The organism is Prevotella sp. AM34-19LB, assembly GCF_003468525.1.
Taxonomy (GTDB): domain Bacteria; phylum Bacteroidota; class Bacteroidia; order Bacteroidales; family Bacteroidaceae; genus Prevotella.
In genome coordinates this window covers 1-16,613 of sequence record NZ_QSIG01000060.1, presented here as the reverse complement: position 1 = coordinate 16,613, position 16,613 = coordinate 1, and the positions used below count along the sequence as shown (strand labels likewise).

Here is a 16,613-nt window from a genome sequence, read left to right as displayed (position 1 = left end):
GTCTGTTTATGTAAAATCTTTCAAAGAACTCTTTCTTTATGTTGCTAAGAGAAAGTGTATTTCTCAAAAGCGAGTGCAAAAGTACTAACTATTTTTCATTCCACCAAATGTTTTGAGAAGAAAATCGCTTTTTCTTTTGATTTTTAACAGTTATAAACATCTATAACTCATAAAAATCACTCTTCACCTTATTATATATATTCGTAAGCGTATAAACAAATCAAAGCAAGGTGACATGATTAGCTGCAATATCTACCAACTTTTTTCGTCTTGCCACACCTATAATATAATGTGCATCCTTAGAAGAACAATGAAAGTGCTTTTTCACCCCCTTTACAAGTTCGTCCTTCGTAATAGAACGCACTCCTGCGGGATATGCTCCGCGCACAGCCTTCTCAATATCTCCCATATTAAACTCATGATGACGCTTATGAAAGTAAGACGACACCATGACTGCAAACACAATCACCAAAACGATGATAAAAAATAATACTGACTGACTCATGATAATAAACTTTAATCGGTTAAAACGATAACTGCTATCGCTATTTTTCTGCAAATATAAGAAAAAAAAACGTAAAGCAGTTCACTTTCTCCCGTTTTTTTGCAGAAAAAGGTTATTTTTTTATCGTTTTTCTCAATTATTTGTTGATAATCCAAAAATATTGTGTATTTTTGCAGCAAAGGAACGCCATTTACATATGACACTTCCCCACTAACAATAAAAGTATAACCATAAAAACATAGAGAAAATGCAAGAAACTGTAAAGAAAGTATTGACAGGTGACTTCAATCGAAAGAAGGCTCTGATGTTTCTCATCACAGCCTTAGCCACAATTCTGGTATGGAACTTACCCATCGACAGCTTTGGAATCGAGGGTCTCACTGTTGTACAACAACGTGTAATCGCCATATTCGTAATGGCAGTGATGCTATGGCTCACAGAAGCAATTCCAGCTTGGGCCACCTCAGTAGTTATCATTTTTGTACTGCTATTCTTCGTCTCCGATTCGGCTTTTGCCGTTATGCAAGGCTCAGAGGGCGAGTACGGCAAACTATTGGACTACCAAGGTGTAATGGCATGTTTCGCCGATCCAACAATCATACTCTTCCTGGGAGGTTTCGTACTAGCCATCGCAGCTACCAAAAGCGGTCTTGACGTACTGATGGCAAAAACATTGATTGCCCCATTCGGCAAGCGCTCGGAAAACGTACTATTGGGGTTTATGCTCATCACCGGTATTTTCTCCATGTTTATCTCCAACACGGCCACAGCCGCCATGATGCTTACCTTCCTAACCCCAGTATTCAAGTCGCTCCCTGCTAACGGAAAAGGAAGAGTAGCGCTGACTATGGCCATTCCTATCGGAGCTAACCTCGGTGGTATGGGAACCCCTATCGGAACTCCTCCTAATGCTTTTGCCTACAAGGTTCTCAATGACCCCGCAGGCTTGAACCTCGGAATAGGTTTTGGAGAATGGATGGCAATTATGGCTCCGATGGTTATCATCATGCTTTTCTGCGCATGGTTTATCATCCGCAAGATGTTCCCATTCTCACAAAAGACTATAGAATTAAAAATCGATGGCAATATAAGTCACAATTGGCGTACTATAGTTGTAGGTGCCACATTCTTCCTTACCATCCTTCTTTGGGTATGTGGCAAGCAACTAGGTGTCAATGCCAACACTGTGGCTATGCTTCCAATTGCCGTTTTTGCCTTTACCGGCGTGGTAACAGCCAGCGACCTGAAAGATATAGATTGGGCCGTCATCTGGATGGTTGCCGGTGGTTTTGCTCTCGGTCTCGCCATGAATGGAACCGGCTTAGCAGAAAATGCAGTAAACAGCATCCCATTCGCTGAGTTTAACCCATTAGTAATTATGGTGATCTCTGGATTAGTTTGCTTCATACTAAGTAATTTTATCTCAAATACAGCAACTGCCGCCCTGCTCATCCCGATCCTTACCGTAGTATGTTCAGGAATGGGCGACAAGTTGACTTCTATAGGAGGAACCCAAACTATCCTCATAGGCGTAGCAGTAGCAGCCTCTTGCGCAATGTCGCTTCCAATCTCTACTCCACCAAACGCCATTGCCTACTCCACCGGTCTTATCCAACAGACAGACATGGTGAAAGCAGGTCTTACCGTGGGCGTACTAAGTATGGTAATCGGCTATGCTGTACTCATCACATTCTGCCGTCTTGGCTTTATGTAAAAAAGAAATTTTAAGAAGTATTAAATATTGGCACTGCAAAATAAACTCGTTTTTATTTTGCAGTGTCTTCTTTTTACCGTAACTTTGCACCCATGAAAAAGATAGTTATTGGAATAGATGTCGGCATTTCTACTACAAAGATAGTAGGAATAGACGAGAGCGGGATGGTTATCAGCCCTATTCGCATCAAGGCCACCGACCCTATCACCTCCTTATATGGAGCTTTTGGAAAATATTTACACGACAACAAAATTAGCCTCGACGAGGTAGAACAAGTTATGCTCACCGGTGTAGGTTCTGCTTACATTGACGAGCGAATCTATGGTCTGCCAACATCGAAAAGCGAAGAGTTTGTTGCCGATGGACTCGGTGCACGATACGAAAGCAAGCTTGAGCGTATGATTGTGGTAAGTATGGGCACAGGAACCTCCCTCGTAAAGTGCGACGGCAAAGAGATCAAACACATCGGCGGCATTGGTATTGGTGGAGGAACACTAGCAGGCCTGAGCCGAATTATGCTCAAGACCGATGATATCAAGCAGATTGTAAACCTGGCCAAAAACGGTGATGTATCAAAAATCAATCTGCTAATAGGAGACATCAGTGCAAAACCTCTACCTGGACTTCCTATGAATGCAACAGCATCGCTCTTCAGTAATGCCAAAGCCAACGCCTCCCGTGAAGACATAGCAATGGGGCTTATATGGATGGTATTACAGAGCATCGGCTCAGCAACCATACTCTCCTCCCTAGAATCAGGCATCAAAGATTTTGTAATGATAGGCAACCTGACACTTTTACCACAATGCAGAGAAGTATTCCCTGCTATGGAAAAACTCTATGGTGTAAGATTCAGAATCCCTAAATATTCAGAATTCTGCACTGCCATAGGTGCTGCACTAGACTATAAAAACAAGACCGAATTATCTTAAAAGCAGGGTCAAACCATACCTTCATATCAAGAAGGAGCAAGTTACAAAACGGCGCACAACACCACAACACCAAGCTACATAAAAGGCACAACACCACAATGCGCTGAAACTGAACAGATTAATCATTTTGGGAAACCGCTCTTAGAACAAGTTTCCCAAAACGATTTTACAAACATCTGACACTTAGCGACTTAATATTTTTTAACACAAGAAAAGTTGTCCAAAACGTACAACTTTCATTTTAAATTCTTATCTTTGCATTGTCGAAAAGATGGTATTTATAGCCACCTTCAAGTATAAAGACTTAGTATCAAGCAATTTAAATATCAATTATAAAAGTAACACAAGAAATGATTCAAACTGTAGTTAAACGTGACGGACGCATCGTTGGTTTCAACGAGCAAAAAATCATGGCTGCCATACGCAAAGCCATGTTACATACCGATAAGGGGGAAGACTCCTCTTTAATAGAGCAAATCACTGACCACATCGCATATCGCGGCAAGAGCCAGATGAGCGTAGAAGCCATCCAGGATGCCATCGAGCTGGAACTTATGAAGAGTGCCCGCAAAGATGTTGCTCAGAAATATATTGCCTATCGTAACCAGAGAAACATTGCCAGAAAAGCTAAGACCCGTGACGTATTCATGAGTATTGTCAATGCAAAGAACAATGACATCACCCGTGAAAACGCCAATATGAATGCTGACACTCCAGCTGGCATGATGATGAAATTTGCTTCAGAAACCACTAAACCATTCGTTGACGATTATCTCCTTTCCCAGGAGGTACGCGACGCTGTTACACATAACTACATCCACATCCACGATAAAGACTATTATCCAACCAAGAGTTTGACTTGTGTTCAGCACCCATTGGATATTATCCTCAAGCATGGTTTCACAGCAGGCCATGGCTCTAGCCGTCCTGCTAAGCGTATCGAAACTGCAGCCGTATTAGCATGCATCTCTCTTGAGACTTGCCAGAACGAGATGCATGGAGGTCAGGCAATTCCTGCCTTCGACTTCTATCTGGCCCCATACGTACGTATGTCGTACCAGGAAGAGGTAAAGAATCTGGAAAAACTAACAGGAGAAGATCTCAGCGACCTCTACAATATTGATATTGACGACTATTTAGTGAAAGACCTGACAGGCTTGGAAGGTAAAGAGCGCCTGGAGCAGCATGCCATCAACAAGACCGTAAACAGAGTACATCAGGCAATGGAGGCATTCATTCACAATATGAACACAATCCACTCTCGTGGCGGTAATCAGGTTGTATTTTCTTCTATCAATTATGGTACAGATACAAGTGCTGAAGGTCGTTGTATTATGCGAGAGATTCTGCTCAGTACATACGAAGGTGTAGGAAATGGAGAAACAGCAATCTTCCCTATCCAGATCTGGAAGAAGAAGCGTGGCGTTAACTACCTGAAGGAGGATCGAAACTATGACCTCTATCAGTTGGCTTGCAAGGTAACCGCCCGTCGTTTCTTCCCTAACTTTCTGAATCTCGATGCCACATTCAACCAGAATGAGAAATGGCGCGCTGATGATCCAGAGCGTTACAAGTGGGAAATCGCTACTATGGGTTGCCGTACCCGTGTATTCGAAGACCGTTGGGGCGAGAAGACCAGTATTGCACGTGGAAATTTGAGCTTTTCAACTATCAATATCGTGAAGCTTGCCATCGAATGTATGGGCATTGAGAACAAGCAACAGCGTATTGATATGTTCTTTGCAAAACTGGACAACATCCTCGACATTACCGCCAAGCAACTCGATGAGCGCTTCCAGTTCCAGAAAACAGCGATGGCAAAACAGTTCCCATTGTTGATGAAATATCTTTGGGTAGGAGCAGAAGACTTGAAGCCAGAAGAAACTATCGAGAGCGTTATCAATCATGGAACACTGGGTATTGGTTTCATCGGACTTGCAGAATGCCTCGTAGCACTCATCGGTCACCACCATGGTGAAAGTGAAGAAGCACAGGATTTAGGCTTGAAGATTATTACTTATATGCGTGACCGAGCTAACGAGTTCAGCGAGCAGTACCACCACAACTACTCCATCCTGGCTACGCCAGCAGAGGGCTTGAGCGGTAAATTTACCAAGAAGGACCGCAAGCAGTTTGGCATTATTCCAGGAGTTACCGACCGTGACTACTATACCAATAGTAACCACGTACCAGTTTACTATAAGTGTACAGCCCTCAAAAAAGCAAAGATCGAGGCGCCATATCACAATCTAACCCGTGGTGGTCACATCTTCTATGTAGAAATTGACGGTGATGCTACTCACAATCCAGCAGTCATCTCAAGCGTAGTAGATATGATGGACAAATACAATATGGGCTATGGTTCAGTAAACCACAATCGCAACCGCTGTCTCGACTGCGGATACGAGAATGCGGATGCCAACCTTGAAGTATGTCCAAAATGCGGTAGCCATCACATAGATAAGCTACAGCGCATCACAGGTTATTTGGTGGGAACAACCGACCGTTGGAACAGCGGTAAACTTGCAGAGCTTCACGATCGTGTCACCCACATTGACACCCCACAAAAATAAGATAAATGATTAGTATTTTAAGTATAGTGCACGACACAATGGTAGATGGTCCGGGATTCCGGACCTCTATCTATTGTGCCGGCTGTCCTAACCACTGCCCCGGTTGCCATAATCCTCAATCCTGGGACATCAACCATGGCACAATGACCTCTACAGAGGACATTCTGAAAGAAATTATGGAAGATCCTTTCGCCAACGTCACCTTTTCTGGAGGTGATCCGATGTATCAGGCGGAAGGCTTTGCAGAACTGGCGCGCGCCATTCGGTCAGAAAGCGATAAAGATATCTGGTGCTTTACCGGTTATAGATATGAGAATCTACTGAAGAATCCAAAACAGCTGGAATTATTGAAATTGATAGATGTATTGGTAGATGGCCCATTCATGAAAGACCTTCGGGACGAGGACCTTTTCTTCCGTGGCAGCAGCAACCAGCGTATTATCAACGTACAAAAATCCCTGGCTCTAGGCGAAGTAGTAGAACTTCACCTCACTAAGGACAATCCGAATCCTGAGCTTTAAAATTTTAAGCCCGGGATAGGATATTACTTTTTGAACTATATATTCAATCTATAGATACACCCAATTGTTGGAGTAGATTTTTCACATAACCTCTGTTCCAATCCGTTTCATGCAGGCGTTCTGAATCAAAAAGCAACAAATCAATATCTACAGCAATAATCCCCTTTCTACTTTCAGCAACCCTCCTTCCGCATTTACGCTCTATGTTTTTGATTGCCAATAAGGTTCGTTCCATATTGACATTAGTATAGCCAACTCCTAGAGTATTTAGGAATTTATCTGATGACAACCCGATAGGCTCCGTCCAAAGCGAAGTACCAAAAGTCATATCTTCGAAAGTAGCCTCAAGCCATTTCTTCGCTTTCTGAATATGAACCTCCTGATCAACATTAGAACCCAACGCTATCACTATTTTTACTCGTTTACTTTTCATATTTTTATAATTTCAGTGCAAAGTTAGTAAAAATTCTTAAATTAAGTATCGCTTATCCGTTTTTTTTGTTATTTTTGCACTATGAATAGAATAAAAACGTATATAATAGGTATTCTTTTACTCATCTGCACTCCATCTCAAGCACAGATGAAATGGAATCAGACCTATCAGACATATATCAATCAGTATAAGGACCTCGCCATCGAGCAGATGCTTCGCTATCGTATACCAGCCAGTATCACCTTGGCACAGGGACTCTTTGAGAGTGCAGCAGGCAAGAGTGTACTGGTCTTACAAGGTAACAACCATTTTGGCATCAAATGCCACAACTGGGCTGGTCCAACCCAATACCACGATGACGATGCCAGAGGCGAATGTTTCCGAGTATATCAAGATGCCAGAGATAGCTATGAGGATCATAGCAAATTTCTGGCTAGGCAACCACGCTATGCCCGCCTGTTTGAACTTAACCAGCGCGATTACAAAGGCTGGGCTAGAGGTTTGAAACAATGCGGATATGCGACAAATCCACAATATGCCAATAAACTGATACAAATCATTGAACTCTATAAACTTTTCGATTATGACAAAGCAAAGCGATATGATCGATTTATGGCAACACATAGCGGCACAGACCAACCCGTCAATGCGCAAGGCATATTACACCCTATCCAGAAGTTCAATGACAACTATTACCTGATAGCCAGAGAAGGTGACACCTTCAAGACACTGGGCAAGGAAGTAGAAATCAGCTGGCGTAAACTTGCAAGATATAACGAGCGCGACAAACATACGGTATTGCACAAGGGGGATATCATCTACTTGAAAAAGAAGCGCAAGAAGGCTCCAAAGCAGTACAAGAAGCGTCCTCATATCGTGCAACCAGGAGAAAGCATGTACACCATCTCACAAAGATACGGAATCCGCATCAAGTACCTCTACAAGATGAACAAGCTTGATCCTAGCTACCAGGTCAAGGTTGGAGACAGACTGCGAGTGAGATAATCACTCGCAGTATAAAAACTCATTCATCGCCCCCAAAAGGCTATCATTACCATACTATATAAATAGAAAACAAAAAAATACAAGATAAGAAATGAAAAAGAACATTTTATCTCTAGCAGCTCTGGCAATAATGATGTTGCCAAGTGATATGCAAGCACAGAATTTCGACGACTATTTCGTTGACAAGACTTTGAGAATAGACTATACTTTTGCCGGCAACAAAACCCAGCAGATGATAGCTGTAGATGAGCTGAACGTAATGCCTCGATGGTATGGAAAGAAACAGCGACTCAGTGAGCTACCAGTAGAAGGCAATGGTCAAATAACAGTTAAAGATCATCGCACAGGTAAGGTTATTTATCGTAACTCATTCTCTACCCTGTTTCAGGAATGGCTCTCAGAGCCAGAGTCAGCCGGCAACACCAAGAGTTTCGAGAATGTATTCCTCGTACCGATGCCTAAAGACACTATTGATGTGACACTCGACTTGCGCAACAACCGTCGTGAGATTATGACCTCTCTCACTCACCAAGTTGCACCAAGCGATATTTTGATTCACCACAAGGGCGAAAAGCCAACGCCTTACGAGACCTTGCAGCAAGCAGCCGACACTACCCGCTGCATCCACATCGCCTACGTAGCTGAAGGCTATACGGAAGAGGAAATGCCAATATTCCTTCAGGATGCAAAAGAAGCAAATGAAGCCATTTTTAATCACGAACCTTTCAAGAGCATGAAAGACAGGTTCAATGTAGTTGCTGTAAAATCAGCATCTCTTGAAAGTGGCACAAGCGAACCTGGCAAGGATATATGGAAGAAAACTGCTTTAAGTTCACATTTTGACACATTCTATAGTGAGAGATACCTCACCACACTTCATCTCAAAGACCTGCACGACTGTCTGGCTGGCACCCCATACGAACATATCATCGTATTGGTTAATTCTACAAGATATGGTGGAGGCGGAATTCTCAATTCCTACAATCTCACCACCTGCCACCAGAAATGGTTTAAGCCTGTTGTAGTGCATGAATTCGGTCATTCTTTTGCCGGACTTGCTGACGAATATGCCTATGAGAGCGAGCAGGTACCGATGTATCCTCATGATGTTGAGCCATGGGAAAAAAATATCACCACATTGGCAAACTTTCACGGAAAATGGGAAGATATGATCAAGAAGGGTACCAAGATTCCTACCCCACTTTCTAAAAAGGCGAAAGAGGCAGTAAGCAAAGTTGGTGTTTTTGAAGGTGCAGGCTATAGTCCAAAGGGAGTGTATCGCGGTGTACAAGATTGCCGTATGCGCATCAACGAGACACCAGAGTTCTGCATAGTATGCAAGAAAGCTCTACAAGACATCATCGACTTTTACACCAAATAGATAGAGAGGAATCAGGAGCCCCAAGCTCCCATTATCCAAGAACAATAATAATTAATGAAATAAACACCAATCGCTTATGAAAGAGCAAACCTTAAACATCCAGTATCAGGTAGTTCAGTTAGATGAACTGAGCGACATTGAGCAGCAATTGGTAAAGAAAGCCATGGAGCCACCAATAATTCTTATGCCAACTACAGCCACTTTCATGTAGGTGCAGCCTGCCTGTTGGCTGATGGCAGAATCGTAATTGGAGCCAATCAGGAAAATGCAGCCTTTCCATCCGGTCTCTGCGCTGAACGCAGTGCCATCTTCGGAGCCCAAAGCAACTATCCAGAGCAAGCTATCACGACTCTAGCCATAGCTGCCCGCAACGAGAATGGCTTCCTCAAAAGCCCGATCTCCCCATGTGGCGCATGCAGGCAGGTAATACTAGAGATGGAAGACCGATATCAGCAACCCGTTTGCATCTTGCTCTACGGCGAGAACTGCACCTATCGCTTCCACAGCATCAAGGACTTGCTTCCATTCTCATTTGTAGATGCCAATATGAAAGAATAAAATTTTGGATTATTTCTTCAGATTAGTATTCATACAAACATATAAAAAGGCACGAATCCCCCAGGAATTCGTGCCTTTTATGTTATTTTTCTGTTTTTATGTTATTCATCAAACTCATAACAGCCCGCATCCGGTTTATCATCACGAAGAACGCCCCGTCGGTCAGTTGGCAATGAAGTAGCTGTATCAGCCACTCCTATGGCAGCCGATTCCTTGCGAAGCCTGAAATCATACTTCAAATTATCCGTATCAAATAATCGGAAATGTTTCTCCCCAAACTGAGTCGTATCCTTTAAGTTCTCATATATGGTATTCGTAAATTTCAAACTATCTTCAGTATTCATCTTTTCAGTACGAAGTACACAATGATCGAAGCAGAAATTACATTCTTCATCGTTCTTCGGTGAAGTCCATACCACCTCATCATCATGATATCCTGTAACTATAGAATTCACGACCTTCAAGTTTAGAATTGGAGGAACAATACCTATAGCTGTGGCACGACGTCCATCAAAAGGATAGAACTGGGCTATGGTGCATCCGTTCACTTCCACATCACCACCCTTTACATAAAGCGTATGATTCAAGGTGTTGGATAACAGACAATTATACAACTGCACCTTAGCCGAATCAACGGAAAGACCATATCCCTGACAATTATGAATGGTAGAATGCTGTAAAAGCAACTTCTGACGAGTGATATCCGAACAAGGTTCTATCCTAATACCATTATAAGCACTGTGGATGTCAGCATAGCTGATGACATTATCCGATGAAGAAGGCATGAAATGAATACCTTGCCACCGACCAGGCGTCCGATCATAAGGAAGATAGTCGAACATATTATCCATACGATCTCCCCGCATCACCACCTCATTATCTTTCTCTCCCAAGATACGCAACGAACCATAAACATCAAGTCCGGCATTCTCATGAAAATAGAAATGCGTACCAGGCCCAACAGATAGCGTTACGAGACTATCAACAACCATTCCGCCATACACAACAACAGGGCGGTTGCACTGAATCGTAGTATCTTTCCTGATTCGAAGATTTTTGCATAAAACAGCATCCCAGGAGTAAGCTTTTAAGTTTACTTTCTGCTGCACCCCGCTTTCCAATGTAAAGAGCAGATTATCCTCCACTAACTGAGGTGAATTCTGATATTGCTGATGCGAAGTAAGTTCTACGAAAACACGAATACTATCGCCCTTTCTCACCTCTATATCCTGAGTCTGATAGCCGGCAGTCGATCCTAGGAACGAGCCATCCACATTTACCCGAAATCCCGTCTGGTTACCATTTTCCAGTCTGACAGTAGAACAACGCAGCGACTTTCCCGAACGATTATACACCCAAAAGCTTCGAGTAGGTGTAGGCACATTCGAGAACGTAGTATCCAGGCTTACTGTATCTGCAGAAAACGCGAGCAAGTGAGAACGTGACGAAGAAAAGCTCTCCTCATCAGCACAACCAGCCATCGCTACAGAAGCCATACAAGCGATAATGATATTATAAAAAAATCCCTTTTTCCGTTTCATATTTATAGAACGGAAAAAGGGATTAAATATTGTATTACTCTAACCATTCTCAGGTTAGCAGTTTTCCAAGAAAACCAATATCCTGCTACATAAACATAGCAAAGATAGAAGAACCTATTACGGTCATCACACCACAAACCACGATGGACAAGCTACTCATTGCACCTTCAATAGTACCCATCTCCATAGCTTTAGCCGTACCCAAGGCATGAGCAGAACAACCGATGGCAATACCCTTGGCAATAGGTTCCTTGATACAAAGCAGCTTGAGAAACTTCTCTGCAAAGATATTGCCTATCACACCTGTAATGATGATTACGACAACCGTTACAGAAACATGACCACCCAATTCCTCAGAAACACCAATACCGATGGCAGTGGTGATGGATTTTGGCAAGAATGTAACATAGGCTGCATGGTCGAAGTGGAACACCAAAGCCAGAAGAAGTACAGAGCAGAGACTTGCCAAGACACCCGACAAGATACCAATGAGCACAGCACGGTAATTCTTCTTCAGCAATTCTACCTGCTGATAAAGCGGAACTGCCAAACAGATGGTAGCCGGGGTAAGCAGATAACTGATGATATTGGCACCCGCATTGTAAGTCTTATAATCTACTCCCGTAATCAGCAAGGTACAAATAACCAAAATGATGGAAATCAGCAACGGATTCATCAAAGACCATCCTGTTTTAATCTTCAAAAGCAATCCGATGGCGTAAGCAGCCAAACTGATCAAAACACCAAAAAAGACAGAATCCTGAAACAAGGAAATCATTTTTTTGCCTCCTTTCCTCTTTTGATAACAAACTGAGTGAACCATCCAGAAACTGCCATCACCACAAAAGTACTGACAACAGTCACAACAATATACTGCAACCATGCACTGGCAATAGAATGCCATGAGTCGATGAGTCCCACAGCTGCCGGAATAAACATCACTGGCATTACGGCAATGAGGAAACTGCTGGTTTCCCTTATATGTTTCACCTTGATAACCTTAAGTTCCAATGCCGCGAACAACAAGACAATACCATAAATACTGGCAGGTATCGGCAACGGCAACAGATAATGGAGCAATTCTCCTGCGAAAGAGAACGCTATGATAATTAAAAACTGAATTAAAAGTTTCATCCTAAATACAAATTACTTTAAAAATTAAGTAAGCATCATTATCACCAATAAGCCAAACTTACAAAACTGCTTCCGCATAAGAAACAATCGCTTGTGCCGTTTTCTCCACACCTAAACGAACCGTATCCAGACAAACGTCATAATCGTTGGCATTTCCCCAAGTCAACCCCGTATAGTAACTATGATAAGCCACACGGCAATCATCTACATGTTCCACAAACTCAGTCGCCTCAGCATAAGAAAGCTTCTGCTCCTCCTTGATCTCCGCAATACGAGCCTTTACATCACCCTTGAGGAACACCGACACCAAGTCTTTGCGTTCACGGAAGATGTAATTGCCACAACGCCCGATAACGACACAATTCTCCTGTCCTATCATATCAGCCAAGACACGAAGAGGTTTTTCTGTAAGTAATCTTTGATTCTCACCCAGGGAAGACATTGAAAAGAGCAGTTCGTCAACAGGATCTTCATCGAAGAAAGCTTCCATCTCATCCAAGACCCCACGCTCTTCCGCCATTTCCATCAAATTCTTACGGGTATAAAACGGAATACCATAATGTTCTGCAAGCAATCTGCCTACCCGAACAGCGCCACATCCACATTGGCGCGCAATCGTAATAATCATGATAGTATAAATTTTAAATTAAACGTATATCGTATATAAAGCAAGAAAGCTAAGAAGATTTGATTCTTCTTAGCTTTCTAAAGTCGGGGCGACAGGATTCGAACCTGCGACCACCTGTTCCCAAAACAGGCGCGCTACCGGGCTGCGCTACACCCCGCTTTCTTCTCTCAATGAAATTACTTCTTTGCAGTAAGCATCATTTCTGAATTGCGGGTGCAAAGGTACAACATTTTTCTTATTCCACCAAATTTTTCAGCAACTTTTTTTGTAAAAATATGCATTTATTTAGTTTTTCCAAAAAAAGGGCAACTTCCGAAGAAACTGCCCCTTTATACCTTATTATATATAACGATTGAGATTTTTCAGCAACCGCATTGTTTTGCCATTACGCCGTGATGATGCCTTCCTCTACGAAAATCTTCTTCAAGATTTCAACAGCCTGCTCTACCTGCTCTCTTGTATGAGTAGCCATAAGAGCAAAACGCACCAATGTATCCTGAGGAGCACATGCTGGTGGGATAACAGGATTGATGAACACACCTGCATCATAAGCCAGCTTGGTAACAACGAATGTCTTCTCTGCATCACGAACATAGAGAGGAATGATAGGACTCTCTGTCTCACCAATCTCGAAACCTTCCTCACGGAAACGCTTCAAAGCATAATTAGTAACATCCCAAAGATTCTCAAAACGCTCAGGCTCCTCCTGGATGATATGGAGAGCCTCGAGAGCAGCAGCCGTTGCAGCTGGAGTGTTAGATGCACTGAAGATGTAAGTACGGCAGTTGTGACGGAGAAAATTGATGGTATCCTTATCTGATGCGATGAAACCACCGATAGATGCCAGACTCTTAGAGAAGGTACCCATAATGAGATCTACCTCATCGGTCAGACCGAAATGATCGCAGACACCACGTCCCTGCTTACCAAACACGCCAAGACCATGAGCCTCATCTACCATGATAGAGCAGTTGTACTTATGCTTCAGCTTCACAATCTCTGGCAAGTTAGCCAAATCGCCCTCCATAGAGAACACGCCATCCACAACGATGAGCTTGATAGCATCCTCAGGAAGCTTACAGAGCACGCGCTCCAAATCTTCCATATCATTGTGCTTGTAGTGAAGCTGGGTAGCGAATGAAAGACGACGGCCATCTACGATACTGGCGTGGTCACGATCGTCACAGATGATATAATCGTTACGACCTACGACACATGCCAACACACCCTGGTTTACAGAGAAACCAGTAGAGAAGCACAATGTCTCATCCTTGCCCATAAACTCAGCAAGCTCTTTTTCGAGCTGCACATGCAAATCGAGTGTACCATTGAGGAAGCGGCTACCAGCACAGCCTGAGCCATACTTGTCGAGAGCAGCCTTAGCTGCATCGATAACACGCTGATCATTAGTCAAACCCTGGTAAGCATTAGAACCGAACATCAGGATTTTGTGACCGTCGATGTCAGTTACCTCTGTCATCTGCTTACTTGTGATCTCACGGAAGTATGGATACACACCGGCTTCCATATACTTCTGAGGTACACGATAATTCTTGTATCTTTCTTGTAATTGTCCCATTATAATAGGTGTACTTTATTTCTATTTTAATTTATTTTCTAGTTTCAGGGTGCAAAGATACAAAAAAAGACTAATATAACCGCTTTTTTCCTAAGAAAGTTTACTTTTATGCTTTTTTTAGTAGATATTTCTTGCCATTTTAGGGATTTTTATTACTTTTGCAGTTTAAAAATACAATTTCTTGACTAAGATATGAAAAAAAAGATAGTTTTCATCATGAACCCGATTTCTGGAACCAGCAGCAAAGCGGCGGTTCCCAGTTTGATAGATTCTACTTTGGACAAGGAGCAGTTCGAGTACGAGATAAAAATGACTGAAAGACCAGGGCACGCCTCAGAACTGGCAGCCGAAGCCAGAGACAACCACGCAGACATCGTGGTGGCTGTAGGTGGCGATGGCACTGTGAACGAGGTAGCCCGTTCCCTCGTCCATTCCGACTCAGCATTAGGCATTCTGCCTTGCGGCTCAGGAAACGGTCTGGCGCGCCACCTGCTGTTGCCAATGAACTTGAAGAAGAGCATTGAGATCATCAACGCCTGCGAAATACACGACCTAGACTACGGAGTCATCAACGAATACCCATTCTTCTGCACTTGCGGAATGGGCTTCGACGCCTTTGTCAGTATGAAGTTGCAGAAAGCGGAAAGCGTGGACCGATCAGCTATGCAGAGAACATCCTGAGAGAAGGCTTAAAATATGAGCCTGAAACATATACTCTGGAGGATGAGACAGGAACAAAACAATATAAAGCGTTTCTCATCTCATGTGCCAACGCTTCCCAATACGGCAACAACGCCTATATTGCCCCACAGGCATCTATGAGCGACGGACTGATGGATGTAGTCATCATGGAACCGTTTGATGTCATCGAAGCCTCACAGGTTAGTTTCGATATGTTCAACAAAACCCTCGACAAGAACTCGAAGATCAAGTCTTTCCGTTGCAAGAAGCTCCACATCACCCGCAGCAAGCCAGGTGTCATCCATTATGATGGCGACCCTGTGATGACCGGCGCCGACATAGATGTGCACATGGAAGAAAAAGGCATCAAGATGATTGTAAATCCGTTTGCAGACAAGAGTGTGCGCAAGCCGAACGTCATCCAATCAGCCTTTGCCGATTTCTTCAACGACATCAATGTTGTACGCGATGACATTCACAAAGACATCCAGCGCCAAAGCAAACGAGTAGGAGCCATCAGCAAGCTCGTACAGAGAAAGCTGAACCTCTAGCCCTTACCAAATATAGAATTCTTCCGTAATTTTCGCATACCACTCTGACCGGTTCCCCTCGGAATCGGTCATTGTTTTTATAGTATTTTCCATTCCATTATACCGATGTTTTGCAAATGACAGAAGATAACGTTTCGGCTGTTTGCGCTCTACAGTCTTAACGCCACACTGCCGGATAAGATAAAAACCTAGCATACAAGCTTCCGACACAACCACCTCAAGAACCTCTGAAGGAACAATCACGGAAAAAACGCCATCATCACTCAGTAGCATTTTTGCACCCCTGAAAAGATCCCTGAAAGGCAAACTATCCGTATGGCGGGCCATCGTACGTTTACTGTCTGGATTTTTTAGACTATTCAAGAAGAAAGGAGGATTGCTTACGATTGCATCAAAAGACTCAGCAGAATGATAATCCTGCAATCGGCAGCACTCTATTTCGACACGATCGGCAAAAGGACTTGCAGCCACATTCTCAGCAGCCTCCTCACAAGCCTCTCCATCCATATCAATACCCCGCACCTGCGCCTCAGGGAAGCGCTGCGCCATCATCAGCGAAATGAGTCCGGTACCCGACCCGACATCCAAAATGCGTTTACCGCCAGGTGCCCATGCCCCCAGCAGCACACCATCCGTTCCCACTTTCATGGCGCAACGATCCTGATGAATCTCAAATTGTTTGAATTTAAATCCAGTCATAGTTTTACTTTTAAAATAGTAACGCAAAAATCAGCATTTTATTACAGTCTTCTTGCTTATATTAATAATTAGGGTGTCCAGTTCTCTGTTCTTGAAAACAAGCTGGAAACATCCCTGTTAATTGTTAATATTACGCTCTGATATTTAACGTTTCATGTAACGAAATAGTTCTTTGAAA

General features: G+C 43.2%; 14 protein-coding genes, 1 tRNA gene and 2 pseudogenes. 8 read left to right on the top strand and 9 right to left on the bottom strand.

Features of this window, described 5'->3' with window-relative positions; translation table 11 throughout:
- Positions 1–220 precede the first annotated feature (220 nt).
- Complete coding sequence (locus DW830_RS13690) at positions 221–505, bottom strand: hypothetical protein (protein WP_089544131.1); 285 nt, start codon at positions 503–505, stop codon at positions 221–223.
- Positions 506–752: 247 nt separating this feature from the next.
- Between DW830_RS13690 and DW830_RS13685 the strand changes: the two genes are divergently transcribed.
- The 4 genes from DW830_RS13685 (at position 753) to nrdG (ending at position 6,245) form a co-directional block, all read left to right on the top strand.
- A complete protein-coding gene (locus DW830_RS13685; protein WP_089544132.1) occupies positions 753–2,219 on the top strand; it encodes an SLC13 family permease in 1,467 nt (488 codons plus the stop codon).
- Between the two features lie 92 nt (positions 2,220–2,311).
- A complete protein-coding gene (coaW, locus tag DW830_RS13680; RefSeq protein WP_089544133.1) occupies positions 2,312–3,151 on the top strand; it encodes a type II pantothenate kinase in 840 nt (279 codons plus the stop codon).
- 350 nt (positions 3,152–3,501) lie between these two features.
- Positions 3,502–5,724 carry an anaerobic ribonucleoside triphosphate reductase gene (locus DW830_RS13675; protein WP_117663731.1) on the top strand — a complete coding sequence of 741 codons (2,223 nt, stop codon included), beginning with the start codon at positions 3,502–3,504 and terminating at the stop codon, positions 5,722–5,724.
- Positions 5,725–5,729: 5 nt separating this feature from the next.
- Positions 5,730–6,245 carry an anaerobic ribonucleoside-triphosphate reductase activating protein gene (gene nrdG, locus DW830_RS13670; protein ID WP_117663732.1) on the top strand — a complete coding sequence of 172 codons (516 nt, stop codon included), beginning with the start codon at positions 5,730–5,732 and terminating at the stop codon, positions 6,243–6,245.
- A gap of 43 nt (positions 6,246–6,288) precedes the next feature.
- Here the strand turns inward: nrdG and DW830_RS13665 are convergent, their stop codons facing one another.
- Positions 6,289–6,678, bottom strand: coding sequence for a 2-amino-4-hydroxy-6-hydroxymethyldihydropteridine diphosphokinase (locus tag DW830_RS13665; protein WP_119250281.1), 390 nt, complete (start codon positions 6,676–6,678; stop codon positions 6,289–6,291).
- A gap of 147 nt (positions 6,679–6,825) precedes the next feature.
- Here DW830_RS13665 and DW830_RS13660 point away from each other — a divergent pair, with 147 nt between their 5' ends.
- From DW830_RS13660 to cdd, 3 genes and pseudogenes are all read left to right on the top strand, one after another.
- Positions 6,826–7,683 carry a glucosaminidase domain-containing protein gene (locus DW830_RS13660; protein ID WP_369973476.1) on the top strand — a complete coding sequence of 286 codons (858 nt, stop codon included), beginning with the start codon at positions 6,826–6,828 and terminating at the stop codon, positions 7,681–7,683.
- 91 nt (positions 7,684–7,774) lie between these two features.
- Positions 7,775–9,064, top strand: coding sequence for a M64 family metallopeptidase (locus DW830_RS13655; protein ID WP_119250280.1), 1,290 nt, complete (start codon positions 7,775–7,777; stop codon positions 9,062–9,064).
- Positions 9,065–9,140: 76 nt separating this feature from the next.
- Positions 9,141–9,622: pseudogene (cdd, locus tag DW830_RS13650) on the top strand (cytidine deaminase).
- Between the two features lie 101 nt (positions 9,623–9,723).
- Here the strand turns inward: cdd and DW830_RS13645 are convergent.
- From DW830_RS13645 to spt, 6 genes are all read right to left on the bottom strand, one after another.
- Positions 9,724–11,163: a right-handed parallel beta-helix repeat-containing protein gene (locus DW830_RS13645; RefSeq protein ID WP_117663736.1), complete on the bottom strand. Its 1,440-nt coding sequence runs from the start codon at positions 11,161–11,163 to the stop codon at positions 9,724–9,726.
- 85 nt (positions 11,164–11,248) lie between these two features.
- The gene (locus DW830_RS13640; protein ID WP_089544141.1) at positions 11,249–11,941 is read right to left on the bottom strand and encodes an LrgB family protein; all 693 of its coding nucleotides are present in this window, start codon (positions 11,939–11,941) and stop codon (positions 11,249–11,251) included.
- Positions 11,938–12,297 carry a CidA/LrgA family protein gene (locus DW830_RS13635; RefSeq protein WP_089544142.1) on the bottom strand — a complete coding sequence of 120 codons (360 nt, stop codon included), beginning with the start codon at positions 12,295–12,297 and terminating at the stop codon, positions 11,938–11,940. Before DW830_RS13635 ends, DW830_RS13640 begins: the two co-directional genes overlap by 4 nt.
- A 58-nt stretch (positions 12,298–12,355) precedes the next feature.
- Positions 12,356–12,925 (bottom strand): AAA family ATPase, encoded by a 570-nt coding sequence (locus DW830_RS13630; RefSeq protein ID WP_119250279.1) that lies wholly within the window; start codon positions 12,923–12,925, stop codon positions 12,356–12,358.
- 83 nt (positions 12,926–13,008) lie between these two features.
- Positions 13,009–13,082, bottom strand: a tRNA-Pro gene (locus tag DW830_RS13625).
- 228 nt (positions 13,083–13,310) lie between these two features.
- Entirely contained in the window at positions 13,311–14,504 is a 1,194-nt protein-coding gene (gene spt / locus DW830_RS13620) for a serine palmitoyltransferase (RefSeq protein ID WP_119250278.1), read from the bottom strand.
- A 192-nt stretch (positions 14,505–14,696) separates the two neighbouring features.
- Here spt and DW830_RS13615 point away from each other — a divergent pair.
- Positions 14,697–15,736, top strand: a pseudogene (locus DW830_RS13615) (diacylglycerol/lipid kinase family protein).
- A gap of 3 nt (positions 15,737–15,739) precedes the next feature.
- Here DW830_RS13615 and DW830_RS13610 read toward each other — a convergent pair.
- Positions 15,740–16,435 carry a tRNA1(Val) (adenine(37)-N6)-methyltransferase gene (locus tag DW830_RS13610; RefSeq protein ID WP_119250277.1) on the bottom strand — a complete coding sequence of 232 codons (696 nt, stop codon included), beginning with the start codon at positions 16,433–16,435 and terminating at the stop codon, positions 15,740–15,742.
- Positions 16,436–16,613 lie beyond the last annotated feature (178 nt).

Excerpts from the sequence above, each read along its gene's own strand:
- DW830_RS13690 (WP_089544131.1), bottom strand. The coding sequence starts at position 505 with ATGAGTCAGTCAGTATTATTTTTTATCATCGTTTTGGTGATTGTGTTT.
- DW830_RS13685 (WP_089544132.1), top strand. The coding sequence starts at position 753 with ATGCAAGAAACTGTAAAGAAAGTATTGACAGGTGACTTCAATCGAAAG.
- coaW (WP_089544133.1), top strand. The coding sequence starts at position 2,312 with ATGAAAAAGATAGTTATTGGAATAGATGTCGGCATTTCTACTACAAAG.
- DW830_RS13675 (WP_117663731.1), top strand. The coding sequence starts at position 3,502 with ATGATTCAAACTGTAGTTAAACGTGACGGACGCATCGTTGGTTTCAAC.
- nrdG (WP_117663732.1), top strand. The coding sequence starts at position 5,730 with ATGATTAGTATTTTAAGTATAGTGCACGACACAATGGTAGATGGTCCG.
- DW830_RS13665 (WP_119250281.1), bottom strand. The coding sequence starts at position 6,678 with ATGAAAAGTAAACGAGTAAAAATAGTGATAGCGTTGGGTTCTAATGTT.
- DW830_RS13660 (WP_369973476.1), top strand. The coding sequence starts at position 6,826 with ATGAAATGGAATCAGACCTATCAGACATATATCAATCAGTATAAGGAC.
- DW830_RS13655 (WP_119250280.1), top strand. The coding sequence starts at position 7,775 with ATGAAAAAGAACATTTTATCTCTAGCAGCTCTGGCAATAATGATGTTG.
- DW830_RS13645 (WP_117663736.1), bottom strand. The coding sequence starts at position 11,163 with ATGAAACGGAAAAAGGGATTTTTTTATAATATCATTATCGCTTGTATG.
- DW830_RS13640 (WP_089544141.1), bottom strand. The coding sequence starts at position 11,941 with ATGATTTCCTTGTTTCAGGATTCTGTCTTTTTTGGTGTTTTGATCAGT.
- DW830_RS13635 (WP_089544142.1), bottom strand. The coding sequence starts at position 12,297 with ATGAAACTTTTAATTCAGTTTTTAATTATCATAGCGTTCTCTTTCGCA.
- DW830_RS13630 (WP_119250279.1), bottom strand. The coding sequence starts at position 12,925 with ATGATTATTACGATTGCGCGCCAATGTGGATGTGGCGCTGTTCGGGTA.
- spt (WP_119250278.1), bottom strand. The coding sequence starts at position 14,504 with ATGGGACAATTACAAGAAAGATACAAGAATTATCGTGTACCTCAGAAG.
- DW830_RS13610 (WP_119250277.1), bottom strand. The coding sequence starts at position 16,435 with ATGACTGGATTTAAATTCAAACAATTTGAGATTCATCAGGATCGTTGC.